This window comes from Pseudomonas sp. 1L-E-NC-VB-C3 (genome assembly GCF_057291535.1).
Genome location: NZ_JBXAWD010000002.1, coordinates 230345 through 256242, shown reverse-complemented (window position 1 = coordinate 256242; position 25898 = coordinate 230345). Strand labels below are relative to the sequence as shown.

At 59.8% G+C, this 25898-nt stretch carries 19 protein-coding genes; 7 read left to right on the top strand and 12 right to left on the bottom strand.

What is annotated here, in order from left to right; genetic code table 11:
* Positions 1-19: 19 nt before the first annotated feature.
* Entirely contained in the window at positions 20-832 is an 813-nt protein-coding gene (locus AC0Z5Z_RS04540; RefSeq protein ID WP_310216177.1) for a helix-turn-helix domain-containing protein, read from the bottom strand.
* Positions 833-1097: 265 nt separating this feature from the next.
* Here AC0Z5Z_RS04540 and AC0Z5Z_RS04535 point away from each other — a divergent pair, with 265 nt between their 5' ends.
* Positions 1098-1370, top strand: coding sequence for a DUF1652 domain-containing protein (locus tag AC0Z5Z_RS04535; protein ID WP_041480416.1), 273 nt, complete (start codon positions 1098-1100; stop codon positions 1368-1370).
* A gap of 50 nt (positions 1371-1420) precedes the next feature.
* Here the strand turns inward: AC0Z5Z_RS04535 and AC0Z5Z_RS04530 are convergent, their stop codons facing one another.
* Positions 1421-3895, bottom strand: a complete 2475-nt coding sequence (locus AC0Z5Z_RS04530; RefSeq protein ID WP_485610753.1) for a UvrD-helicase domain-containing protein — start codon at positions 3893-3895, stop codon at positions 1421-1423.
* 259 nt (positions 3896-4154) lie between these two features.
* Here AC0Z5Z_RS04530 and AC0Z5Z_RS04525 point away from each other — a divergent pair, with 259 nt between their 5' ends.
* Positions 4155-4850, top strand: a complete 696-nt coding sequence (locus AC0Z5Z_RS04525) for a pirin family protein (RefSeq protein ID WP_016774845.1) — start codon at positions 4155-4157, stop codon at positions 4848-4850.
* A gap of 54 nt (positions 4851-4904) precedes the next feature.
* Here the strand turns inward: AC0Z5Z_RS04525 and pgm are convergent, their stop codons facing one another.
* The 4 genes from pgm to AC0Z5Z_RS04505 all read right to left on the bottom strand — a co-directional run bounded on the left by pgm (position 4905) and on the right by AC0Z5Z_RS04505 (position 11150).
* Complete coding sequence (pgm, locus tag AC0Z5Z_RS04520; protein ID WP_485610752.1) at positions 4905-6551, bottom strand: phosphoglucomutase (alpha-D-glucose-1,6-bisphosphate-dependent); 1647 nt, start codon at positions 6549-6551, stop codon at positions 4905-4907.
* 108 nt (positions 6552-6659) lie between these two features.
* Positions 6660-8060 (bottom strand): aminotransferase-like domain-containing protein, encoded by a 1401-nt coding sequence (locus AC0Z5Z_RS04515; RefSeq protein WP_460138051.1) that lies wholly within the window; start codon positions 8058-8060, stop codon positions 6660-6662.
* 49 nt (positions 8061-8109) lie between these two features.
* Positions 8110-9576, bottom strand: a complete 1467-nt coding sequence (locus AC0Z5Z_RS04510; RefSeq protein WP_252867676.1) for a hypothetical protein — start codon at positions 9574-9576, stop codon at positions 8110-8112.
* A gap of 551 nt (positions 9577-10127) precedes the next feature.
* Positions 10128-11150 carry a zinc-dependent alcohol dehydrogenase family protein gene (locus tag AC0Z5Z_RS04505; RefSeq protein ID WP_485610751.1) on the bottom strand — a complete coding sequence of 341 codons (1023 nt, stop codon included), beginning with the start codon at positions 11148-11150 and terminating at the stop codon, positions 10128-10130.
* A gap of 266 nt (positions 11151-11416) precedes the next feature.
* Between AC0Z5Z_RS04505 and AC0Z5Z_RS04500 the strand changes: the two genes are divergently transcribed.
* Positions 11417-12331, top strand: a complete 915-nt coding sequence (locus AC0Z5Z_RS04500) for a LysR family transcriptional regulator (RefSeq protein WP_016774850.1) — start codon at positions 11417-11419, stop codon at positions 12329-12331.
* A 6-nt stretch (positions 12332-12337) separates the two neighbouring features.
* On the opposite strand, the gene AC0Z5Z_RS04495 is transcribed toward AC0Z5Z_RS04500, so the two are convergent.
* The 3 genes from AC0Z5Z_RS04495 to gcvA form a co-directional block, all read right to left on the bottom strand.
* A complete protein-coding gene (locus AC0Z5Z_RS04495) occupies positions 12338-13099 on the bottom strand; it encodes an SDR family oxidoreductase (protein WP_485610750.1) in 762 nt (253 codons plus the stop codon).
* A gap of 29 nt (positions 13100-13128) precedes the next feature.
* Positions 13129-13956: an EamA family transporter gene (locus tag AC0Z5Z_RS04490; protein ID WP_485610749.1), complete on the bottom strand. Its 828-nt coding sequence runs from the start codon at positions 13954-13956 to the stop codon at positions 13129-13131.
* A 75-nt stretch (positions 13957-14031) separates the two neighbouring features.
* On the bottom strand, positions 14032-14937 hold the full coding sequence (gcvA, locus tag AC0Z5Z_RS04485; RefSeq protein ID WP_252882094.1) for a transcriptional regulator GcvA: 906 nt from the start codon (positions 14935-14937) through the stop codon (positions 14032-14034).
* A 370-nt stretch (positions 14938-15307) separates the two neighbouring features.
* Between gcvA and mexE the strand changes: the two genes are divergently transcribed.
* The 3 genes from mexE to AC0Z5Z_RS04470 are packed head-to-tail and all read left to right on the top strand — an operon-like array spanning position 15308 to position 21186.
* Positions 15308-16561 (top strand): multidrug efflux RND transporter periplasmic adaptor subunit MexE, encoded by a 1254-nt coding sequence (gene mexE / locus AC0Z5Z_RS04480; protein WP_095180098.1) that lies wholly within the window; start codon positions 15308-15310, stop codon positions 16559-16561.
* A 15-nt stretch (positions 16562-16576) separates the two neighbouring features.
* Positions 16577-19768 (top strand): efflux RND transporter permease subunit, encoded by a 3192-nt coding sequence (locus tag AC0Z5Z_RS04475; protein WP_041480270.1) that lies wholly within the window; start codon positions 16577-16579, stop codon positions 19766-19768.
* Complete coding sequence (locus tag AC0Z5Z_RS04470) at positions 19765-21186, top strand: efflux transporter outer membrane subunit (RefSeq protein WP_039761555.1); 1422 nt, start codon at positions 19765-19767, stop codon at positions 21184-21186. Before AC0Z5Z_RS04475 ends, AC0Z5Z_RS04470 begins: the two co-directional genes overlap by 4 nt.
* Before the next feature lie 202 nt (positions 21187-21388).
* On the opposite strand, the gene AC0Z5Z_RS04465 is transcribed toward AC0Z5Z_RS04470, so the two are convergent.
* From AC0Z5Z_RS04465 to AC0Z5Z_RS04455, 3 genes are read right to left on the bottom strand one after another with little or no spacing between them, the layout of a single operon-like run.
* On the bottom strand, positions 21389-22318 hold the full coding sequence (locus AC0Z5Z_RS04465) for an HlyD family secretion protein (RefSeq protein ID WP_370695142.1): 930 nt from the start codon (positions 22316-22318) through the stop codon (positions 21389-21391).
* A 25-nt stretch (positions 22319-22343) separates the two neighbouring features.
* On the bottom strand, positions 22344-22544 hold the full coding sequence (locus tag AC0Z5Z_RS04460; RefSeq protein WP_016774855.1) for a DUF1656 domain-containing protein: 201 nt from the start codon (positions 22542-22544) through the stop codon (positions 22344-22346).
* Positions 22534-24669: an FUSC family protein gene (locus tag AC0Z5Z_RS04455; protein WP_485610748.1), complete on the bottom strand. Its 2136-nt coding sequence runs from the start codon at positions 24667-24669 to the stop codon at positions 22534-22536. Before AC0Z5Z_RS04455 ends, AC0Z5Z_RS04460 begins: the two co-directional genes overlap by 11 nt.
* Positions 24670-24840: 171 nt before the next feature.
* On the opposite strand from AC0Z5Z_RS04455, the gene AC0Z5Z_RS04450 reads away from it, so the two are divergent.
* Complete coding sequence (locus AC0Z5Z_RS04450; protein WP_315435111.1) at positions 24841-25896, top strand: tetratricopeptide repeat protein; 1056 nt, start codon at positions 24841-24843, stop codon at positions 25894-25896.
* Positions 25897-25898 lie beyond the last annotated feature (2 nt).

Below are 25898 nucleotides of genomic sequence, written 5' to 3'. Positions count from 1 at the left end.
TCGATCCTAGTGGCTGCCTTCAGTGGATGTCTTGCGCGCGTGCCCGCAGAGAAATTTGTTTGGCGTAGGCCTTGGGCGACTGGCCGGTGTGCTCGCGAAAGCATTTGTAAAACGCCGACAGCGAATTGAAACCGGCGGCAAACGCCAACTCGTCGACGCGCAATGGCGGTGCGGCGCTGTCCAGTGCACGCAGCAAATGCTGCAGGCGCGCCTGGTTGACGTAGCGATAAAAGCTTTGCCCGAGTACCTGATTGAGCAGATAGGAAATCTGATTGCGGCTGTACCCGCACTCCTTCGCCACCCTTTGCAGGTCAAGCTCAGGGTCCAGATAAGGCTGCTGCTTCTCGAAATACTGCTGCAGGTCTTCGGCCATGAAGCTCAGTTGGCGCGGTGACAGACCGAGACGACTGACCGCCGGACGGCTCGGTGCCGAACTGCCGTTGGTTTGGGTACGCACCAGCGAGGCGTATTCATTGACGCGCCATATCAGGCCGTCCTTGACCGTGATCGCTTCGCTGGAACGGAACGACACTAAACCATCGCCGCCACGCAAGGTCACCTCGTACTGAATGAACGCGGTGTTGCCATCCACCCGGATGCGGTCGCAATGCTCGAGCAGTTCGTCGGATTCTCGCGGCATGCTCACGCGCACGTAGTCGCGTAACTCATCCAGTCTGAGTACGCGATTCTGAAAGAAATCGCTGTACTGGATATCGGCGTGATAAAGCGCCATGACGCTGTCCAGATCCCGGTGTTTCCAGCTCAGGTGATAGCGCATGACCGTGGCGGCCGTGGCCTGGGTCTGTTCTGGGCCGTCGTCATCGGCGTGCATAAGCGGCTCGGCAAAAAAGAACCGAGCTTGCCCAACTTCCTCTGCCGCTTCAATGGAAAATCCATGGTGGCGTTTTGGCGATAATCGATGAGCCAGTGACTTACATCAAAAAATGCGAATCAATCGCTAAACGGACTGAAAAAACTCACAGTTTTTTCACACACGGATGCTACTTTTAAAGCTCAAGCACTGGTTGAGCCAATGAAGGCTCTTCCCACCTAACATGAGCAAAAGGAAGCGCTCGATGAAGCAGGCGGGCAACACCATGAATAAAGGGTTCAGCAAAGTCACCTTTCCAAATGCTTGCCAGCTGATGCGCTGGCATTTTCATCCCATGGGTTTCGAGGCGACGATGGATGCGCCGGGCAGCCTGATCGCCCGTCTGTTTGATCGTGCCAGCGGCGAAACCATGATCGCCATCGCTGGCATTCCCTGCGCAACGGTGATGAACGCGGCGGACGTCGAGCGCATCATCGAGGCCATCGAAGATGAGCTGGAAGCTTTCACTCCTCCGGAATCTCTCAAGAACTACGCATAACCGCCTGATTTAAAACAAAAAGCCCGCAGCGATGCGGGCTTTTTTATTGATCAGGCGCTGGCCTTCTCGGTTCGATGATCGACGAAGAACGGCTTGCCCTTGGCAACTCGATCCGATGCCCTCGGCATGTTTACCGCTTGGGTTTCCTGCGGTTCGACGTACCAGTAGCAATGGCTGACGGCGCGCGTGATACCAACGTAGGCAAGGCGCAGGATTTCGTCTTTTTGCGCATTGTCGTACGGCTCGCTATCGCCACTTTTGCCCAATCCCGCCATGCGATACACCTGGTTCTTGTACGGAGAACTGGTCAGATGCTGGCAATCACCCAGCAGGAATACCGCATCAGCCTGCAAGCCTTTGGCGCTGTGATAGGTCAGCTGTTTCAGCCGCCGCGCATCATAGGGCAAGCTCGAATCCACATTAAGTACAGGCTGAATATGCTGCTCAATCAATAACTTATCGCTGCTTTTTCGATAAAGCATCAGGATTGAATCACCCCGCCGGTAATGCTCGGCCAGACGCTGCCCCAACGCTTCATCGTCACGCTCAAGCACGTTGACCGGGTGAAGCGGCTTGGGCTCACCACTGGCCTTGGCCTTCTTGCCTGCGATCGCCGGCGCTGCACGGACAATGTGTTCGGCTGCGTCGATGATGTGCTGATGGCTGCGATAGTTGTCACTGAGCATCACTCTCGTGGTGCTCGGGGAAGGAAATTCCTTGTTGAACTCCATGAAGTAGCTCGGAGAACTGCCGCGCCAGCCGTAAATCGACTGCCAGTCATCACCGACGCACAATAGCGACGACCGCTGCGCCCCTCGCCCAACGTGCATGGCCGGGCCACGGCTGCGGATTTCATTGAGGCTGGCGCGAATCCACGAAACGATCTGCGGCGATACGTCCTGGAACTCATCGATCATCAAATGCGCCATAGGCCGCAGCAACTCATCGCTGAGCAGCTTGAGGTTTTCCGGCGAGTGCTCGCTGAACAGCGCGAACATGCGGTTGTAGGTCATCACTGGCGGTTTCTGATCCAGCAGATGATCTTCAAATGCGCGCCAGAACAGGCTCAGGGCTTCAAAGAAAAAGCGATCGGGATCGTCCTTGGCGAAGCTCATCCGACTGACCGCGTCCGGCACATCCAGGCCGAGGTTTTCGATAAAGCCTGCTGCGGCGACAAAACAATCCAGCAATGGCGCGGATGCCAGCTCGCCTTTGACCTTGTAATCAAAGCCGGGACCGGCGCTGGCATCTCCGGCCAACGTCGCAAGAACGCGCCTGGATGACTCATAACTATCCAGCCATATCAATGGCTTACGGCAGAAAGCTTGAAACAGGGTGCGCTTGACCGCCCATTCTGCGCGGACACTCAGCTTGGCGTTGGGTCGGGTCAGCTGGGCGTTTTCCTTGGGATCAAAGCCGAGCACCACCCAGGCATCGAGGCTGGGAATATAGCCGTGAGCGTGGAACTTCGAGCCATTGATTTCGAAGGCCTGCCGATTTGGCTCGATGCCTTTAATGGGCCACGCCCCTGCACGAAACCATAAATCTTCAATCACATCGCAGAGCTCTTCATCGCGCTTGGCCGCCAGTTCGGTGACCGCCATGCGTTTCTGCACATCGGGGTGGTCGCATTCCAGTTCCTTTAATTGCAAACCCGCGCGGGACAGCGGCTGGATCAATTGGCGGAAACGCTCATCGTCGTTGAACAGCCGGTGATAACAAGCGTTCAGTTGCTGCCGCTGCGCGTCGTTGATCCGCAGGTCAAACGGATTGCTGTCGACCTCCTCTGCGCCACTTTGCGGGCGATCGCTGAGGTTCTCGAAGGCCTGCAAGCGCTCGAAACCCGGCAGGCTGCGCACCATCGGCAGGATGCGCGAGTGGAAGGTTCGCACCAGTTCGCGCGCCTGCTTGAGGTTCAGCGGCTGCCCCCACAACGTGAATATTTCGATGAGCTTGTTGATGAAGTCCTTGCGCGATTCACGGGTGAAGGTCACCACAGTCATCGAATCCAGCTCAAAACCCAGATAATGGCTGAGCAACAGTATGCGCAGCACCAATGTGGTCGACTTGCCGGCGCCCGCACCGGCGACCACCGAGGTGGACGGCGTATCGCTGAAGATCATTTTCCATTGCGCGGCGCTGGGCTGGGCGTGGGCCGGGAGCAAACGAGCGACGTCAGCCTTGATGCGTTTTTTCAATTCGGCGGTGAGCGGCAGGCGCCAGTCATCGAACAGGTTGTTATCGACGCTGGGCGGCCGATGCTCGGTGTTGCGGCTGTCGCGAATCAGCAGAACCTGGCGGCCTTCCTCCAGACCCTCAAGCTTGCCCTCCTTGAAACCATATTCGACGCCGGCTGTGTGGCCACTGCGAAATCCGTCAGCTTGCCCGTGCAGCCACGATGCCCGGTGCTGCGCGCGCAGCTTGGTCAGACCGTGACCAAAGAATCGCGCGGCCAGACGCTTGAACCAGGGCATCTCGGCCAGTGGACGAAGTTCAGGGGGAAGATCGGGGGTGTGTTGCGCCACGCTGACGGACTCCAGGGTGTGAGGCTGTGGCGGCTATGGTGTCTGGATTTGCTGATGAGTTCTAGCGAAATGCTTACAGGTCATCGGTTTAGGCGACGAATTGAAAGTCGGATAAGACGATTTCGAGGCACATTCCCATCAAATAAACTGATCATGATGCGGCAGTTTTTGCGCTTTTTATCGATGTTTACCTGATAGATGATCGTCGTCATCAACCACGGGGCCCGCCCCCTGACGAACCTAATTTAAGGAGACGATCATGCTTGAACTCAGACCCTTCAGCTCGCTGGGCGGCGCCCATCATGGCTGGCTGGACGCGCATCACCACTTTTCGTTTGCCGAATACTACGATCCGCAGCGGATGAGCTGGGGCAACTTGCGCGTGTGGAACGACGACATCATCGCCGCAGGCACCGGTTTCCCGCAGCATCCGCACCGCGACATGGAAATCATCACTTACGTGCGTGAAGGTGCCATCACGCACCAGGACAATTTGGGTAACAAGGGCCGCACCGAAGCCGGTGATGTACAAGTGATGAGTGCCGGCACCGGCATCGCCCACAGCGAGTACAACCTCGAAGACAAGGAAACCAAGATCTTCCAGATCTGGATTCTGCCGACCGAAACCGGTGCGCCGCCTTCGTGGGGAGCCAAGCCGTTTCCCAAAGGCGAGCGCGAAGGTTTTGTCACCTTGGCCAGCGGCAAGGACGGCGACGATGAGAGCCTGCACATTCGCGCCAATGCGCGCCTGGTGGCGGCGAACATCAAGGCCGGTGAAACCGCAGAATATCGACTGGATGAAGGACGGCGCGCCTATCTGGTTCCGGCCACTGGCGTGATCGAGGTCAATGGCTTGCGTGCCCAAGCGCGTGACGGTGTGGCGGTAGCCCATGAGCAAGTGCTGACGGTCACGGCGATCGAGGACAGCGAGATCGTACTGGTCGACCTGGCTTGATCTGCAGGCAATAAAAAAGGGCAACCCTCACGGTTGCCCTTTTTCATGTGCGCATCATTTGCTGGAAATGGCGCCATCTACCAAAGTTTGCGCCTCGGCCACCAGTTGCTTGAGGTGGTCGTCGCCGAGGAAGCTTTCGGCGTAGATCTTGTAGATGTCTTCAGTGCCCGAAGGACGCGCGGCGAACCAGCCGTTTTCGGTCATGACTTTCAGACCGCCAATGGCTTGATCGTTGCCCGGTGCATGGCTGAGGATGCTCTGGATCTTCCCGCCTGCCAGCTCGGTCGAGGTGACCTGTTCCGGCGCCAGCTTGCTCAGCAGTGCCTTCTGCTCAGGGTTGGCCTTGGCGTCGACGCGTACCGAGAACGGCTCGCCCAGTTCGTCGGTCAGCGTTCGGTAGGCCTGACTTGGATCGCGCCCGGTGCGCGCCGTCATTTCAGCGGCGAGCAAGGCTGGAATCAGACCGTCCTTGTCGGTGCTCCATACACCGCCATCCTTGCGCAGGAACGAGGCGCCAGCACTCTCTTCACCGCCAAAACCCAGCGAACCATCGAACAGGCCATCGGCGAACCACTTGAAACCAACCGGCACTTCGTAGAGACGACGGCCCAGGCGCTTGGCCACGCGGTCGATCAGGCCGCTGCTGACCACGGTTTTGCCCACGGCGGCATCAGCGCGCCATTGCGGACGATTATGGAACAGGTAGTCGATGGATACCGCCAGATAGTTGTTCGGCGCGAGCAAACCACCGGACGGCGTGACGATGCCGTGGCGGTCGTGATCCGGGTCGCAGGCAAACGCCACGTCGAAACGCTCTTTCAGGCCGATCAGGCCCTGCATCGCGTGGCTGGACGATGGGTCCATGCGGATCTGACCGTCCCAGTCGACGGTCATGAAACGGAACGTTGAATCGACCTGTTTATTCACCACTTCCAGGTCGAGACGGTAGTGTTCGGCAATGGCCGACCAATAGCGCACCCCTGCTCCGCCCAGCGGATCGACACCCAGACGCAGCTTGGCGTCGCGGATGGCATCGAAGTCGATGACGTTGATCAGGTCGGCGACATAAGTGTTCAAGTAATCGTGGCGATGGGTCGTGCTGGCCTTGAGCGCCTGCTCGTAGCTGATGCGTTTGACCCCGGCCAGTTTGTTCGCCAGCAGTTCGTTGGCCTTGGCTTCGATCCACTTGGTGATGTGGGTATCAGCCGGGCCACCGTTGGTTGGGTTGTATTTGTAGCCACCGCTTTGTGGCGGGTTGTGCGACGGCGTGATGACGATACCGTCAGCCAGGCCGGAGGTACGGCCGCGGTTGTAGCAGAGAATGGCGTGGGAAATTGCCGGGGTCGGCGTGTACTCATCGCCTTCGGCGATCATCACGGTGACGCCGTTGGCGGCGAGGACTTCCAGTGCGCTGGCGCCCGCCGGGGTCGACAATGCATGGGTGTCGATGCCGACGAACAGCGGGCCGGTGATGCCCTGGGCTTCGCGATACAGGCAGATCGCCTGGCTGATGGCCAGAACGTGCCATTCGTTGAAACTCAAATCGAACGAACTGCCGCGGTGACCGGAGGTGCCGAACGCCACTCGCTGGGTCGAAATCGATGCATCAGGCTGGCCGGTGTAATAGGCCGTAACCAGTCGCGGGATGTCGACCAACAGTTCTGCCGGTGCCGGTTTGCCCGCAAAAGGACTGAGTGTCATGCAAAAACCTCTGAAATCGGAGTGGTTCAGGAAATGCAGCGCAGTTTACTGGCAGTTTGACCACTGTGCGACGGGATGTATCCGAAACTCGCCCGATGTTTTTTAACGTTATCGGCCGGGCGACAGGCGCAAGGCATCGCCGAGCAAGCCGATGACACTCGGCAAATCCCGCTCGCCATGGTTTAGCGCGCTCAAACGCAGATGATCCGCATGCAAGCCCTGCAGACTGAACAGCTCGCCCGGTGCGACGATGATCTGTTGCTTGAGCAGGCGGTGAAAGACGCTTGCCATGTCGACCGGGCGTAACGAACGTACCCACACCGTCGCCCCGCCCGGCGGCTCGCCAATCTGCAGGGTATCGCCCAGGCGTTCGCGCAGTACCTGAATCAACATGGCTCGCCGCTCACCCAGCATTCGCCGCAACACGAATAAATGCTGATCAAGCCGTCCGCCATTCAACAGCCGCGCAATCGCCTTTTGGCGAATGGGCGACAAGCGAAACGCCCGCAGCAGAAAATGGCGCTGCAATTCCTCGCGCCAGTGACGCGACAAGACAAAGCCGAATGGTGCTTCGGCGCCGATGAATTTCTCGAAAGTGGAAAACACCAGCAGACGATCAGGATCGAGCCAACTGCGCAAACGCTGCGAATCATTGCGCTCGTCAAGCTCGCTATAGCAGTCGTTTTCCAGTACCCAGACGCCATGATGATTGAGCAACTGCGCCGTGGCCTGCTGACACTCGCGAGTGAAACCGTTGCCTTGGGGCATGCTCAGCACGGAAGACAGCAGGATCAAACGAACCGGCTCGTTCTTCAGCAGTGATTCGAGTGCCGACAGATCGAGCACGCCTCGGGCAAGCAATGGCCACTCGATCACGCGTACTCCGCACGACTCGAGCAGGCGCAGGATGACCCAGTCGCACGGTGATTCGACAATCACGGTGGCCTGACGCAATCCAAGCACCGAAATCAGAATCTCCAGGACCCCGCGCAGATCAGCCCCGATATAAATGTCATCGGCGTGCCAGAAGTGCTCTGTCGAGCTGGTATACCGCGCCGCCAGCGCAACCCGCAGTTCCAGTTCACCGCAAGGCTGCACGAATGTCTGCAACTGACGCGGGTATTGACGCAAAAGCTCACGTTCCGAGGTCAGCAACGGACTGTCCAACGGTTGCAGCGAGGCCGGTTCGTCAGCACTCAACACACACATCCCGGGACGCCTGGCGTTGACGTACAGGGTCTCCAGCAGGTCATTGCCGTTGCCGGGTGCATCCATGCTGAACTGCGCTTGCGCGTAATACCCTGACTTGGCGATCGAATAGACCCGGCCTTCCTTTTCCAGAAGCGAATAGGCGTATTGCACCGTCGAGATGGAGACATTCAGCCGGTCCGCCAGTTGTCGCAAGGAAGGCATGCGTACCGCCCCACCACCTCCGGCAGCATCAATCAGCGTTGTCAGATATCGATAAACTGCCTGATAAACAAAGTCGTTGTCCCGCGCGCCCTTCACACCCTCATTTCCGTAGATATTGGTTCACAATCCAGGCTCTGGCTCACCGTCAGCGTTCCGTCGACCGCTCGAACGGCGCAGCCGAACGCGCCTCGTCCGAACCCGAACTCTCCGAGGAGAATTGCGCAGGTGCATCAATCTGCACAGGACCCATCGCATACAGGCGGTTCAACAGCCTGACTGGCAAACCGCTGACTTCCGTCAGCCACTTCATCACCTGCTCGGGTGCGTGCAGACCCTGCATGGCGCGGTGCAGGTCCGGCATGGCGACCAGCATGCCGGGATGACAGTTGCGCAGGAAGCGTTCGAGACCTTTGCCGTTGTCGATGAACGGCGCAAACAGCAGGCACGCCAACTGCGTTTCGGTCAATCCGAAACCATTGCTGAGGTAATCCTCGGCAAGCATCCGCAGTTGTTCTGGCCCGCCGGCGTTGTCGTAGCTGGCCAGCAAGTGCTCGCAGACGGTTTCGGCAACCTGCTTTCGCCGCATGTCGGCCAGCGTGTGCCGGACGTAATCGTCGATGCCCGCCTCATAGGCGCGCCCCTCGATGAACCGTGCGTACAAACCTCGCACATGTGCCGAAATCAGAGGATCAGCAAACACCGCTTCGCCCTGGTACAGCGCCAGATCATCAGGTTCATAACCGAGAAACTCGCCCAACAGCGGCCAGCGGTCCTCGAGCTTGCCGACCATCATGTCGTTGATGTCGATAAAACTGGTGCGCCGGCAGGCTTCGAACTCACCTTCCGGCCGCCACACGGTCCGGTCATCATCGGCACGCAGTTCCCGGTAAAAGTCATCACCGAGCTCGTCGAGCAGAGGAAAAAGCGTTTCGAATCCGGCATTGACCAGGCCTGGAGCCGGTATTGCCACTCGCTGCATCGCGCGGTTCAGGCCTTCGAGGAAATGCTGCTGACTGCCTTTGGTTTCGGTGCTGATCATGGCGTCGACGCCGTTGTTCCAGCGCGCGATCTGGCTGTAGTACTCGGCCGTCGCCAGGTAGGCGTCATCCCATAATTCAGGTGTTTCCAGCCAGGTGCGACAGTGCCCCACCAGCAGCAGATTGACCCGGCTGGCCTCGCGCCCTTCATTGCTGACAGGCGTGCGATGGTCGAACGGCAGGACCTCGCGGTTATCCACCATCAGCACCTCGACCCGCGGATCGTCATAAAGGAATAGCGCGCTGTAGCTGCGATGCAGGTTTTGCAGGGCGAGCGGGCTGTCGCCATTCCAGCGCAGGGAAGCCACGCGCAGCTGAAAGGTCGCCGGAGCACGGCCGGCAATGGTCAACTGAGCGGCCCGGAGCAAGGCCAGGGTATAGCAGCCGTCCCGCAGGCCGGACTGAGGCACCAGCACCTTGAACTGCCCGATGTTTTCCATGCCGCCAGCGGCCACCACCAAGCGCTGTATCAGCAACTGCAATGCCGTGCGCTCGGCTCGGGAAAAGAAACTCAGCAAACGCTGCAATACTTGCTGATAGACATAGTTCATTGCCTGATCATGGATCGTGCTCATCGGTATTTACCCGGTATCAAAAGTTTCATGCCGCGCAGACATGACAGTAGGCGCGCGGCAATTGGATCAATAAGTAATAGACGCTGAAATGCTAACACTTACAAAGTTGTAGTTATTTGAAACACTTCACCTGAACAAAGCCTTCCAGATGCCAGGCTTGACGCTCAACCACCCGTATTCATTGGCCTTTCGCCACTCAACAATGTTCTGAGGAAACTTCCCACAACGTCCCACGCCAAATCATTACAAGAAAAAGAGAAGCAACTTCCGAATCGCCCTACAGCAATTAAACAGAAATTGACGAAGCCAGCTGAGCCAGCCATTTGATATTGCCTCGGACAAATTGAATGCACAGCCATAGCTCATTCCTTGAGATGAAAGTAATCATTCAATTATCAGTGCTTATAGTGTGATTAGAAGATACAGATGAACGGCAAAAACCAGTTCAGTTGCTGAAAAGGCCAATGCTTCGATATCGGGGAGGGTTTACTGACAGCGAAGGGAATAAACAGAAAAGAGTCCGTGGGGGCCACGGACTCTGATGAGCGGATTTACGCGGTTTCCACTTGCAGGGCCACTCGCTCGCGGCATGGGCATTCGTCCATGTAGCGATGCGCTTCGACGAACTCGTTGAACGGGAATACACGAGTCTTGAGCGGCAAAAGCACGCGGTCAGCGGTCAACTGGTTGATGTCACGCAAAGCACGCTGCAGAGCGACGTGGTCCTGGACAATGCCCAGCTCCGGCTTGCCGGTGAAATTGCCGATGCAGTGCACGAAGAACTGGATATTCTTCTGAAACGCCGCACACGCCGGGAACGGGGTCTGGTTACCACCTTGCAGCCCGTACAGCACCAGACTGCCGCGTGGCGCCAGCACATCGCCGAGCAACGACATCTGCGGACCGCCAAGACCATCGAACACCACATCTACGCCGCGGTTGTCGGTGATCTTGTTGATACGCATCAACAGATCTTCCTCTTCGGTGACGATGACCTTCTCCGCACCGAGGGACAGCAGGTACTCCCGCTCTTCCGCCGATTTGGTCGCGGCGATCACTCGCACACCCAGCGCTTTGCCCAATTGCACAAACGACGGGCCGGCGCAGTGGCTGGCGTCAGTCACCAGCGCAAATTGACCGGGTTTGACCCGTGCCAGATCGGCATAAGCGAAGTAGGCGATCAGCAGCGGCGTGTAATGCACGCTCGCTTCGATCGGGCTGAGCACATCGGGATAACGGGTCAGCGCGGTGCGCGGCAGGACGATCGACTCGCCGTAAACCGGATAGTCGTTCGGGCTTTCCGCAGGAAAACTGGCCACTTTGTCGCCGACGGACAGGTCTTCGACATTAGCGCCCACCGCAGTGACCACGCCAGCCATTTCATGACCGAGGCCCGAAGGCAGACGTGCCTGGGACGACGCCAGATTCTGGCGCCACAGGGTGTCGTACCAACTGATGCCGATTGCCTCGACACGCACCTGCACTTCGCCAGGACCTGGCTGAGCAGCCGCATGCTCTTCGCATTTGAGCACCTCGGCCGGACCAAACTTGTGAAAACGGATCGTGCGGGACATCGCAAACCTCGTCAAAGTAACCTCTAATGCCATGAACTCTATCTGGGCTTTGGACCCAAGACCATCAGTGGCTATTAATAGTCGACATGCCTGTCATTGATTCCGCATCAAGGGCGGCATTGGCAAAATCCATGAAAAAAGGCCTGCCACCGTCGCAGTAAAGATTTTCCGGTGCAGAGTACCAGCCTTTCCCCGTAAGATTCATGCCGGCCATTGTTCTCATATGGCCGCCCTCGTCAAGTTTGATGACTCTGCCAGGACTCCAGATGAATCGTAATGACCTGCGTCGTGTCGACCTGAACCTGCTGATCGTGTTCGAAACATTGATGCACGAACGCAGTGTGACTCGGGCCGCGGAAAAATTGTTCCTCGGCCAACCGGCTATCAGTGCGGCGCTGTCGCGTCTGCGCAGCCTGTTTGACGATCCCTTGTTTGTCCGCACCGGTCGCAGCATGGAACCTTCCGCGCGCGCGGTGGAAATCTTCGCCCTGCTCTCGCCTGCCCTTGATTCGATCTCGACCGCCGTCAGTCGTGCCGCCGATTTTGATCCGGCGACCAGCACCTCGGTGTTTCGCATCGGTTTGTCCGACGACGTCGAATTCGCGCTGCTGCCCATGCTGCTCAAACGTCTGCGCGCCGAAGCACCGGGCATTGTCCTCGTGGTACGGCGGGTCAATTACATCCTGATGCCGGGCCTGCTGGCCTCCGGCGAGATTTCGATCGGCGTCAGCTACACCACCGACCTGCCGGCCAACGCCAAGCGCAAGGTCCTGCGCCGCAGCGCACCGAAGCTGCTGCGCGCCGACACCGTGCCGGGGCCGCTGAGCCTGGACGACTACTGCGCCCGACCGCATGCACTGGTGTCGTTCGCTGGCGACCTCAGTGGTTTCGTCGATGAAGAACTGGAGAAACTCGGACGCAAACGGCACGTGGTGCTCGCGGTACCGCAGTTCAACGGACTGGGCACGCTGCTGGCGGGCACCGATATCGTCGCGACCGTGCCGGATTACACGGCTGAGGCACTGACGGCAGCTGGCGGTCTGCGTGCTGAAGATCCACCGCTGCCGACGCGTACATTTGAACTGCACATGGCCTGGCGTGGGTCGCAGGATAACGACCCGGGAGAGCGGTGGTTGAGGTCGCGGATTCAGATGTTTTTTGGGGATCCGGATAGCCTGTAGCCGGACCTACTTGCCACCCGTCACATCCAGAAAAGTCCCGGTGACAAACGAAGCCTCCGCGCTGGCCAGCCACAAGATGGCCCGCGCCACCTCTTCCGGCTGACCGCCCCGCCCCATTGGGATCGACTCCTTCACGCGATCCACCCGCCCCGGTTCGCCGCCGCTGGCGTGCATGTCGGTATAGATGTGCCCCGGGCGAATGCAGTTGACCCGAATTCCCTCGCGCGCGACTTCCTTGGCAAAGCCGATGGTGAAAGTTTCCAGCGCGCCTTTCGACGCTGCATAGTCGACGTATTCATTGGGACTGCCCAGGCGCGCCGAGGCAGAAGAAACGTTGATCACTGCCCCACCTGTGCCGCCGTGCCGATAAGCCATGCGCTTCACCGCTTGCTGCGCGCACAGGATCGGTCCCAGCGCATTGACCGCGAAGATGCGTTGCATGCGTTCGAAGCTCAGGTTCTCCATGCGTGACTGTTTTGCCAGAACGCCTGCGTTATTGACCAGAACGTCGATCCGTCCAAATGAGCGATCGACGGCCGAGAACAGTTCAGCAACCTGCTCGGGGTCGGCACTGTCAGCACGCACCGCGAGGCCTTTGCGCCCCAATGCTTCGATATCCGCCACCACCGCCAGCGCGGCAGACTCGTTGGCAACGTAGCTGATGGCAACGTCATAGCCTTGCGCGGCGGCGAGTCGGGCGGTGGCGGCGCCGACTCCGCGGCTGCCGCCGGTGATCAGAATCAGCGGTGCTTGCGAGACTTTATCCATGCGACGTTCTCCTGAGCAGTTGGCCTATGTCAGCCGATGATGATGGCGCCGCTGGCGATGACCACGCATGCCAGCATCCTGCGGACGGTGAGCTTTTCACCGAGGAACAAATAGCCGAGCAATGCCGCGAACAGCACGCTGGTTTCGCGCAGGGCCGACACCGCGCCCAGTGGCGCTTCGTTCATCGCATAGATAACGATTGCGTAAGCCAGTAAGGAAACCAGTCCGCCGCCCACAGCGGCGAGCATGCCGGGCCGTACGGAAAACAGACTGCGGGCGTCGCGCAGGCCGATATACACCAATGGCATCAACACACCCCACAGGGCGCTCATCCACACCGTGTACGCGAGCGGCGCACCGGAAAGCCTGGCGCCAATGCCATCGACGACGCTGTAGGCGGCGATGAAACAACCGGTGCCCAGCGCATACGGCAGGCTCGGCACCGACAGGCTGCGCCCTCGGAACGCCAACGAAATGATCCCCCCGGACACCAGACCAATGCCGAGAAGTTCGCCGGGGGTTATGGTTTCGCCGGCAAACAGCGCGGCGCCGAGGGTGATCAGCGCTGGCGACGACCCACGGGAAATCGGATAGATCTGCCCTAGATCGCCGACCCGATAGCTGCGTACCAGAAACAGGTTGTAGCCGACATGCAGCAGTGCCGAGAGCAGCGCATACCCCCAGCTCTCAGGTGCAGGCGCGGCCATGAAAAAGGTGGCGATGGCGCAGACGATGGCGATGGCCACGCACATCATCGTCATCGACCAGAGCCGATCGGCGCCACCGCGCAGTAGCGCGTTCCAGCTGGCGTGCAGGAGCGCGGCGAACAGAACGAGGAGTACGAGATGGATTGGCATGCAGCATTCTAGGCATCCCTGGCATTGGCCTTACAGTGAAGTCTCCTCATTACACCGTGAGCAATTGCTCATACTTCAGCGCTGTGCGCTCTGCACCTTCAGCGCTTCACTGAGCAACCACTCGCGAAATTTGAGGATATGCGGCTGGGCTTCGATGCCTTTGGGGCAGACGAAATAATAAGCAAGCGGCGAAGTGAACGGCACATCGAACAGCCTCACCAGACGGCCGTCGGCAATTTCATTTTCGACATGGCCGCTGCGCACCAACGCCACTCCCTGGCCGAGCAACGCAGCTTCCACCGTCATGTTGGTATCACCAAACCTGACGCCTTCGCGCAGCGGTAAAAACTCCAGCCCGACGGACTGAAACCACACCTCCCATTTCGGCGCCAACTCGGCGCCGTCGCGAATGAGTAACGGCATCTGCAGCAACTCGGCGGGACTGCCCGGCCTGCCGACGCGCTGCAGCAGTTCGGGGCTGGCCACGGGAAACACCTGTTCGCCGAACAGGAACTCTGAATACAGGCCGGGGTAATTGCCCTTGCCCAAGCGGATTGCGACATCGGCTTCGCCATTGGCGAAGTGGATGATCTTGTCCGTGGTATCCAGCGACACCAACAGCTCCGGGTGCAGGCGCGACAGATTCGGCAAGCGTGGCAGCAGCCACTTCAACGCGAACGAATAGGTGGTGCTGACAGTCAGGCGAACCCTGTCCTTTTGCTCGCGCAGATCCTCCAGCGTTGCTTCAAGGCTGATGAAAAACTCGCGCACGATCGGCGCCAGCGTCGCCCCCGCTGTTGTAAGGCGTAACGCCTTGCCGCGCTCGAACAATTGCAAGCCCCAAAGTTCTTCGAGGTGCCGGAGCTGGTGACTGACGGCGCTCTGGGTCACGTGCAGTTCTTGAGCGGCAGCCGTGAACGTCGGGTGCCGGGTGGCCACTTCGAAAGCCCGCAGGGTCGCGGTCGGGGGCAGGTCGCGCATAAATATGATCCGGGGACGATAAATGTCAGAGCATGAGGTTGCGCTCATGTTAGAGCGAAACTCCCTTGGTTGCCCGTTCCGCGATATTGGCGTATTGCTCCGGCAAGTGGGCGAGGTGCTGGTAACAGCGAGGTATTTAATCGCCGGATAATCCTCCGCGCGCAGCGTCGGTCGCAATCATTGCAGATCAAGCAACACAGAATTGCCTTCAGGCCGATTGTTAGCCCCCTAACGAAAGGTGCATGCTAGAGGGCTGCCTCTGCGCTTATATCATTCCGAATGATAGTTACCTTTGCTTCATTCGATTCGTGCCATCACACCCGCGCCGAGCATCATCCGCCCATCTTCAATACTTCGGCGGATTGCATCCATGGAACAATCACTCAAACATTTGCGCTTCCCGTTGGCCATGCTGGCCGTACTGGTGATGAGCGCCTGCGGCAAAACTCCGGAGACTGCCGGCGCCCCGCCCGCTGCGAAAGTCAGCGTAGCCAAGGTGCTGGAACAACCGGTCAACGAGTGGGACGAATTTACCGGGCGCCTCGAAGCGCCGGAAACCGTTGAAATCCGCCCACGGGTTTCGGGCCAGATCGATCAGGTCGCGTTCACCGAAGGCGCGCTGGTCAAGAAAGGCGACCTGCTGTTCCAGATCGATCCGCGTCCGTTCCAGGCCGAGGTACGCCGCCTCGAAGCTCTGGTTGCTCAAGCCCGCGCCACCGCCACTCGCAGCGAAAACGAAGCCGCTCGCGGTGAACGTCTGCGTACCAGCAACGCCATTTCCGCTGAACTGGCCGACTCGCGCACCAGCGCTGCCCAAGAGGCCCGCGCCGCCGTCGGTGCTCTGCAGGCACAATTGGACCTGGCCAAACTGAATCTGAGCTTCACCCGCGTGACCGCACCGATCAGCGGCCGCGTCAGCCGCGCCGAAATCACTGCCGGCAACCTGGTGACCGCCGATACCACCGCACTGACCAGCGTCGTCTCCACCGACAAGGTCTACGCCTATTTCGACGCCGACGAACGCGTGTTCCTCAAATACACCCAACTGGCCCGCAACGGCCAGCGTGGCGCCACTACGCCGGTATACATGGGCCTGTCCAACGAAGACGGCAACCCGCACCTCGGCCAGATGAACTTCGTCGACAACCAGGTCAATCCGAAAACCGGCACCATCCGTGGTCGCGCAGTCTTCGACAACGCTGACGGCACCTACACCCCGGGCTTGTACGCACGGCTGAAACTGGTCGGCAGCGGCACCTACAACGCCATGCTGATCAATGACGAAGCCGTGGGCACTGACCTGGGCAAGAAGTTCGTGCTGGTGATGGATGGCGACAACAAGACCGCCTACCGCGCCGTAGAACTCGGTCCGAAGATTGAAGGCCTGCGCATCGTCCGCAACGGTCTGAACAAGGACGACACCATCATCGTCAAGGGCTTGCAACGGGTTCGTCCTGGCTCACCGGTCACCCCTGAGGTGATTCCGATGGCCAGCGAGCAGACCCTCGCCGCCCTCGCTCAACAACGTCAAGCGCTGGAAGCCAGCAACCTGCCCAAAGTTGCCCCTTCCAAGGGTGCATCGGGTTCGGCTGCGAAGCTGGCTGCTACGACCCCACGCGGTTAAGGGACGACAACTCCGATGAATTTTTCCCAATTCTTCATTTCCCGGCCGATCTTCGCAGCGGTGCTGTCGCTGTTGATCCTGATCGCCGGTGCGATCTCGCTGTTCCAGTTGCCGATCAGCGAATACCCGGAAGTCGTGCCGCCGACCGTGGTCGTGCGCGCCAACTTCCCGGGCGCCAACCCCAAAGTCATCGGTGAAACCGTGGCCGCTCCGCTGGAGCAGGCCATCACCGGCGTCGAGAACATGCTGTACATGTCCTCGCAGTCGACCGCCGACGGCAAGATCACCCTGACCATCACCTTCGCCCTGGGCACTGACCTGGACAACGCGCAGGTGCAAGTGCAGAACCGGGTGACCCGGACCGAGCCGAAGCTTCCCGAGGAAGTAACGCGCATCGGTATCACCGTCGACAAGGCATCGCCGGACCTGACCATGGTTGTGCACTTGACCTCACCGGACAAGCGCTACGACATGCTGTACCTGTCCAACTACGCGATCCTCAACATCAAGGATGAGCTTGCTCGCCTCGGTGGTGTCGGTGACGTGCAGTTGTTCGGTATGGGCGACTACTCGCTGCGCGTCTGGCTTGACCCGAACAAGACCGCTTCACGCAATCTGACCGCCACCGATGTGGTGACCGCGATTCGCGAACAGAACCGTCAGGTCGCCGCCGGTCAACTGGGCGCGCCCCCTGCCCCGACCGCGCAAAGCTTCCAGCTGTCGGTCAACACCCAAGGCCGTCTGGTCTCCGAAGAAGAGTTCGAGAACATCGTCATTCGCGCAGGCGACGACGGTGAGATCACTCGCCTGAAGGACATCGCACGCATTGAACTGGGTTCCAGCCAATACGCCTTGCGCTCGCTGCTGAACAATCAGCCGGCTGTAGCGATTCCGATCTTCCAGCGTCCCGGTTCCAACGCCATCGACATTTCCAACGAAGTGCGCGGCAAGATGGAAGAGCTGAAGAAAGGCTTCCCGCAGGGCATGGACTACAGCATCGTGTATGACCCGACGATCTTCGTTCGTGGCTCGATCGAGGCGGTGGTGCACACCCTGTTCGAAGCGCTGATCCTCGTGGTGCTGGTGGTGATTCTGTTCCTGCAGACCTGGCGCGCCTCGATCATCCCGTTGGTGGCGGTGCCGGTATCGTTGATCGGTACGTTTGCGGTCATGCACCTGTTCGGTTTCTCGCTCAACGCCCTGTCGCTGTTTGGCCTGGTACTGGCCATCGGTATCGTGGTGGATGACGCCATCGTCGTGGTGGAAAACGTCGAACGGAACATCGAACTCGGCCTGACGCCGGTCGAAGCGACCAAGCGCGCCATGCGGGAAGTGACCGGGCCGATCGTGGCCACCGCACTGGTGCTGTGTGCGGTGTTCATTCCAGCGGCGTTCATTTCCGGCCTCACCGGGCAGTTCTACAAACAGTTCGCACTGACCATCGCTATCTCGACAGTGATCTCGGCGTTCAACTCGCTGACCCTGTCGCCAGCATTGGCCGCTGTGTTGCTGAAAAGCCACGACGCGCCGAAAGACCGCTTCTCGAAAGTGCTCGACAAGATCTTCGGCGGCTGGCTGTTCCGTCCGTTCAACCGTTTCTTCGACCGTGCCAGTCATGGCTACGTCGGCACCGTGCGCCGGGTTATCCGTAGCAGCGGCATCGCCCTGCTCGTGTATGCAGGCCTGATGGTACTGACCTTCTTCGGTTTCTCCAGCACGCCGACCGGTTTCGTACCCGGCCAGGACAAGCAATACCTGGTGGCCTTCGCGCAATTGCCGGATGCCGCGAGCCTGGATCGCACCGAAGACGTGATCAAGCGCATGTCCGACCTCGCGCTGAAACAGCCGGGCGTGGAAAGCGCCGTAGCGTTCCCGGGCCTGTCGATCAACGGTTTTACCAACAGCCCGAACGCCGGCATCGTCTTCGTGACGCTGAAACCGTTCGACGAGCGTAAAGACCCGAGCATGTCCGCCGGCGCGATTGCCGGCGCCTTGAACGGCCAGTACGCGAACATTCAGGAAGCGTACATGGCGATCTTCCCGCCACCGCCGGTACAAGGTCTGGGCACCATTGGTGGTTTCCGCCTGCAAATCGAAGACCGGGGCAACCTGGGCTACGACGAGCTGTACAAAGAAACCATGAACATCATCAACAAAAGCCACAACGTGCCGGAACTGGCCGGTCTGTTCACCAGCTACACGGTGAACGTGCCGCAGGTCGATGCCGCCATCGACCGTGAAAAAGCCAAGACCCACGGCGTGGCCGTCAGCGATATCTTCGACACCCTGCAGATCTATTTGGGTTCGCTGTATGCCAACGACTTCAACCGCTTCGGGCGCACCTATCAGGTCAACGTTCAGGCTGAACAGCAGTTCCGTCTTGAGTCCGACCAGATCGGTCAGCTGAAAGTACGCAACAACAAAGGCGAAATGATCCCGCTGGCGACCTTCATCAAGGTCAGCGACACCTCGGGACCGGATCGGGTGATGCACTACAACGGCTTCATCACCGCTGAAATCAACGGTGCCGCAGCCCCGGGCTACAGCTCTGGCCAGGCGGAAAAAGCCATCGAGAAACTGCTCAAGGAAGAACTTCCGAACGGCATGACCTATGAGTGGACCGACCTGACCTACCAGCAGATTCTGTCCGGCAACACCGCGCTGTTCGTGTTCCCGCTCTGCGTACTGCTGGCGTTCCTGGTACTCGCCGCCCAATACGAAAGCTGGAGCCTGCCACTGGCGGTGATCCTGATCGTACCGATGACGCTGCTGTCGGCCATCACCGGTGTGATCATTTCCGGCGGTGACAACAACATCTTCACCCAGATCGGCTTGATCGTACTGGTGGGACTTGCCTGTAAAAACGCGATTCTGATCGTCGAGTTCGCCAAGGACAAACAGGAAGAAGGCCTCGATCCGCTCGCTGCGGTGCTGGAAGCCTGCCGCCTGCGTCTGCGGCCGATCCTGATGACCTCCTTCGCGTTCATCATGGGGGTGGTGCCACTGGTGTTCTCCAGCGGCGCCGGTGCCGAAATGCGTCACGCCATGGGTGTGGCAGTGTTCTCCGGGATGCTCGGGGTGACCTTCTTCGGTCTGCTGCTGACGCCAGTGTTCTATGTACTGATCCGTAACTTTGTCGAACGCGGCGAGCAGCGCAAAGCAGCCAAGGCGCACACTCTTCAAAAGCCACTGGAGGCGCAACAATGAGTCTGAAAGTCTTCCTGCCGAGTCTGCTGGTGCTGGCCCTCAGCGCCTGCGCCGTCGGCCCCGACTACAAGACCCCAGCTACGGAGGCGGCCAACATCACGACCGCCACCGACGGCGCCGCCGGGCAAAAGAACTTCGACCGTTCGAAATTCGAAGGCATCTGGTGGCAGCAATTCGACGATCCGACTCTGAACCAGTTGGTGAGCCAGTCGCTGCAAGGCAACCGTGAACTGCGCGTGGCGTTCGCCCGCTGGAAAGCCGCCCGGGCGATCCGCGACGACGCCAGCAATGATGCGATGCCGACCATCACCAGCCGCGCCAGCAGCGACCTGGGCAAGGGCCAGATTCCCGGCCAGACCACCGACCGGGTCAATAGCGAGCGCTATGACCTCGGTCTGGACATGGCCTGGGAGCTCGACCTGTTCGGCCGCATCCAGCGCAATCTGGAAGCCAGTGACGCCGACCAGCAGGCCGCCGAAGCCGATCTTTACCAGTTGCAAGTCACCATGATTGCCGAACTGGTCGACGCCTACGGTCAACTGCGCGGCGCCCAGCTGCGGGAAAAGATCGCCGTGGCCAACCTGAACAACCAGCAGGAGTCGCGCAAGATCACCATCAGCCTGCGTGACGCCGGTGTCGGTGATCAGCTCGATGTCGAACGCGCCGATGCGCGTCTGGCCAACGTCGAAGCCACGGTGCCGCAGTTGCAGGCGGAACAGGTTCGGCAGAAAAACCGTATCGCTACGCTGCTCGGTGAGCGCCCGGACAAACTGACCGTCGACCTGAGCCCGAAAGATCTGCCGGCCATCGCCAAGGCGCTGCCGATCGGTGATCCGGGTGAACTGCTGCAACGTCGTCCGGACATTCTCAGCGCCGAACGGCAATTGGCTTCGGCCACTGCGCGCATCGGCGTGGCCAAGGCCGACCTGTTCCCACGGGTCAGCCTCAGCGGCTTCCTCGGCTGGACCGCCGGACGTGGCTCGCAGATCGGTTCCTCGGCAGCCAACGCCTGGGCACTCGGCCCGAGCATCACTTGGGCTGCGTTTGACCTCGGCAGCGTCCGCGCCCGTTTGCGCGGTGCCGATGCTGACGCCGAAGGCGCGCTGGCCAACTACGAGCAACAGGTGCTGCTGGCGCTGGAAGAATCGGAAAACGCCTTCAGCGATTACGGCAAGCGTCAGCAACGTTTGATCTCGCTGATCCGTCAGAGCGAATCGAGTCGCAAGGCCGCTGATCTGGCGGAAATCCGCTACCGCGAAGGCACCACCGATTTCCTCGTCCTGCTCGACGCCCAACGTGAGCGCCTGAACGCCGAAGACAGTCAGGCACAGGCCGAAGTCGAGCTGTATCGCGGCATCGTCGCGATATACAAGGCCCTCGGCGGTGGCTGGCAACCGGAGACGGTCGCCAGCAAGTAAAGGTTGTTAAAGAGCTCCTTTGGTTGGCCGCAACCAACCAAATTTTTTGCCCCGCGTATCATTCGGTCGCGGGGTTTTTTTATGCCTGTTTGCAGCACTGGGATTTTTTGTGGGAGCGAGCCTGCTCGCGAAAGCGTCAGGTCAGACATATCAGCGGTGGCTGATACTCTGCCTTCGCGAGCAGGCTCGCTCCCACAATGGATCAGCGGTGATCCTCCAGGACGGTGACAGTGGCGGTTGTACCGGCGCGCAGGCGATTCTTGCCGGCAAAGTCACCATCAATGCCAATGCGCACCGGCACCCGTTGCGCGAGCTTCACCCAGGTGTAACTCGGGTTGATGTTTGCCAGCAATCGGCTGCCGGGCGCGTTTTCGCGGTCGGCGATGGCGAAGGCGATGCTTTCCACTGTGCCGCCGAAGCGCTCACCACTCATCAATTGAATGCGTACCCGATCACCCTCCGCGATTCGCGGCAGCTTGGTTTCTTCGAAATAGCCGCTGACGTAGAACGAATCGCTGTCGACCAACGCCAGCAGTGCCCCGCCCGCCTGTGCGTAATCACCTTGGCGGGTAAGCAGGTTGGTGACATAACCGCTGACCGGCGATTCGACACGGGTGCGCTGCAAATCCAGTTCAGCCTGGGTCAGCGCGGCAATTGCCAGTTGCACATTGGCTTCGGCCAAGCCGAGGTTGGCCTGATTGCGCAGCAGATCCGCCTGGGCAACCGCCACGTCGGTACTGGCCTTCTCCCATTCCTCACCGGAAATGGCGAAGCCCTGCTTCAGCGTGCGGCGCCGGCGCTCCTCGCTCTGGCGTTGCTTGAGCAACGCTTCACTGGCGACGATTGCCGCTTGCGATTGCCCCAGCGAAGCCTTGGACACTTCCACCGAGCGTCGGGCATGCTCGACCGCCAGTTGATAGCGCGCCGGATCGATCTCCAGCAACAACTGGCCCTTGTCGACATGCTGGTTGTCCTGCACCGCCAGTTTGACGATACGCCCCGAAACATCCGCCGACAGCGTTACCACATCCGCCCTCACCCGAGCATCCCGTGTCCACGGCGCGCGGGTGTAATACTCCCAGGCAAACCAGCCGAGGACGATCGCCAGGATCACCACTGCCACGGTCATCATTCGTGCAACTAGTGCTTTCAAGACATCAGGCTCCCATCAACAGAATCAGCGTGGCGCAGACACAGGCATACAGCGCGCCTTCGAACAGTGCTTCATGCCAGACCAGGCGCAGTACGCCCAGGCGGCGCAAGCACCAGTCCAGCAACATGAAAATCGGGATCGCCAGTAACAGAGCCTGGGCAATCGGCGGCAGATAAACCCCGCCAATTTCGAAATCAATGGGCAAGTTGCGGTTCTCCTTCCAGACCTTGAGGTTGCAAATGTTCGCCGTGGCGCTCGAGGAACGACACCACAATCAGCAGCGCCACACGCATGCGAAAAACCGACCATAAATGTTCATGGCTGGCGGCGTGCAGCTCGTCCAGCTCATCTCCGAGTTGGTGCAACGTCGCCAGCAGCGCCGGGAGCTGCACATCAGCGCGTCCGGCAACCAGGCGACCGGTCTTGCGTAACGCTGATGCCAGGCGCTGGCTGAACGCATCGGTGAGTAACGCGTTGTTCTGCGCCTGCTGCCTCAGCTGATGCATGGCCACGCCCAGGGCTACGCAAGCCAGGCTGATTTCATACAAGCGTTGCATGGCGCGATCGTTTGCCGCTGGCAGCAGGCCGAGCATGCTGGTCAGGCGATCGGTCATCCGACTCTCGAAGGCGAATTGTTGTTCATCGGTGGCCGGCATTTTGCTCAGTTGGTACACCTGCTCCCGCGCTTCGCCGTACAGGCGCCGGATGCGCAAGGCCGGGCGGAACGGGAAGATCAGCGCATAAACGATCAGGGCCAGCATCGCTGCACTGACGTAGGCGCCGGCGAATTCGAACCATTGGATCGCCGTATTCTGCCCAGTGCCGGTGTTTTGCGGTCCGAGCATGAGAAAACTCGACAGCCCCAGGCCCATGCCGATACCGGCGGTGGCCGGACTGGAAATGCCCACGGCAATGGCATACAGCAGCGGCGCCAGCAGCAAGGCCAGCAGCTCGAAATCACTGATCGCGGGCACCAGCATGAATTGATAGAACGCCGACACTACCAGCGCCAGACCCAAGCCTCGCGCATAGCTTTGCGCAGCCATCAGCGGACGCGGAAACGTCGCCATCAGCGAGCAGAGAATCCCCACCAGAATCATTCCGCCGCGCGCGCCATCCCACGCCGTTTCGATCCAGATCAATCCGCTGACCAACAGCGCGGTAAAGGCGCGAATGGCGTTCATCGAGGCCAGGGTGAAATCCAGATGCAACGGACTGCTCTGGCCGCGATAGACGCAACTGGCCGGGCGCCCTTCCTGAATGGCGTCGCTCAGTTCGAGAATCTGCTCCAGTTGCTGCAGCAGGCGCGCCTGCTCCCAACGCAGCGCCCAGGCCAGTGAACGCAGGGCCGCACTCATGTTCTCGGTCTGCTGCTCGGCCTTGTACGCCAACGCTTCGAACTGTTGCTGCAAGGTGACGAAACGTTGCCGGTCCGCGCCAGACAGCGCACGACCCTGTTGCGCCAGTTGCTCAAGCAACGCCAGTTCCTCGGCCCGCAGTTGCTGCACCTCCAGCGGCAGATCGCCCTCCCAGCGTTCGATGAGCAATTCGCGCTGATGCCGTAGCGCGGTCAGTCGCGACGTCAGCAGCATCAGTTGATTGCCGAGCAGCAACACCAGATTGTCGGCATCGCGCAAACGTGGGGCATCGAAATACAAATGGCGCCGCAACCCCTCCAATGCGCTGATCTCGCCGAGCAGTTGCATCTGCCGACGCTGAAAATCGGCTTCGCTTTCTTCCGTGCGAAGCACTTCGGCGGCGTGGCTGGCGGCCAGTTTGATCACCTGATCGATTTTGGCGAAATAACCTTTGGCCACTGCTTCAGGCCGGGCTGTGAGCAGGCTCACCACGCACACGCAGGCAACGGCCAGCAGGGTTTCGGTGACGCGGGTGACCGCTAGCAAAAACGTGCCTTCCTGATCCGGGATCGCCAGCAAGGCCACCACCACTGCGGTGTAGCCACTGAGCACGAACGCCTGGGAACTGGTGTAGCGCAACAAGGTGCCGCCCGCTGTGCACAGCGCCAGCCACAACGCCAATGTCGTGATGAACGGCAGCGGCGCCTGAGGAAAAATCGCCATGATCAGCACCGCCACCGCGGCACCCACGGTGGTGCCGATCACCTGGCCGAAACTGCGCGCCAGTGCCATCCCTGCCAATGGCTGACTGACAATCACCACAGCCATGATCGACCACTTCGGTTGTTCGAGATCGAAAATGAACGCCAGATAAAGGGTCAACAGCCCGGCGGCGATGGTCCGCAGGGCAAACAGCAGAACAGCCTGACCGGGATGGATCAAAGCCTTGAAATAAGCGAACAGCGCTGGCATGGGCACACTCTTTAAAACGAATTCTGCAAGCGTAGACATTGGAGCAAAAGCCTGACGGATTTCACAGTCGACACATGTTGTAGGACGATTCGCCGGCAACGGTTTGACTCACGCGCCAAGCTGAACGAAGCTTGCCGCTCTGCTCAAGTTCGAAGCTTTCGGAAACCCCGCATGACTCAGTCCCGCCGCAACCTGCTGATCGGCCTAGGCCTCGTACTGATCCTCGGCGTCGTCTGGCTGTCATGGCGCAGCAGCACACCGACCATCCCCGATGCTATCAAACATGGCTACAGCGAAGCGCTGAACGCCGCGCGCACTGGTGAACCCGGAGCGGCGCGCCAGTTGTACCAGCAATTGGGCCGCCCGGACATCTCGGTCAAACGCCGGGTCTGGCTGCACGGCGAGCTGCCCAACTACCCCAGCCCGCAGGCCTTGAAACTGGCTGACATCGACCTGCATCACGAAGCGCCGCAAGTGCGCGTCGCCGCGATCAAAAGCATCGTCGGTCTGGTGCCCGGTGGGCAACGCAGTCTGCTGCTCGGACCGTTGCTCGACGACGCAGAACAAACCGTGCGGTTCGCCGCGATCAATGCCCTGCTCGGCCTGAGCCCGGACGAGCTCGGCCTGTATTTCGCACCGCTACAGCAGGCTATCGACGGCTGGCAACAGACCTTGGAAAACCAGCCGGAAAGCGCTGCCAACTATGCGCAACTGGCCCGTCTTTATATCCATAACGCCGAATACAAACAGGCCCAACAGGCGTTGGACAATACCTTGCGTCTGGAACCCGGCAACCTGCCGGCGCTGGTCATGCAGATCGATGTGCTTGACCGCCAGGGCCAGAGCGATGCCGCTCGCCAGTTGCTTGCCCGCCAGCTCAAGGCGCAGCCAGATTCGGCCTATCTGCAACATGCCCTCGGCCTGTGGCTGCTGCACCACGGCCAGCGCGAATATGCCCTGCTCGGCCTGTCCAAAGCCGTCGAGCTGGAGCCGGACAACAAGGATTATCGCTACGACCTCGCCACTACTCTGCACAGCGCGGAAGAACTGGAAGCGGCGCAAAAACAGCTGCAGGAAATCGTCCAGCGCCACCCCGCCGACCGCAAGGCGCGGGTGTTGCTGATCAACTACTGGAAGGAAAGCGGCCAACTGCAGAATGTGCAGATCCTGTTGGCGCAACTGGAGCAGCTGAATCCGGACGACCCGGCCCTGCAACAAGGTCTTTAATC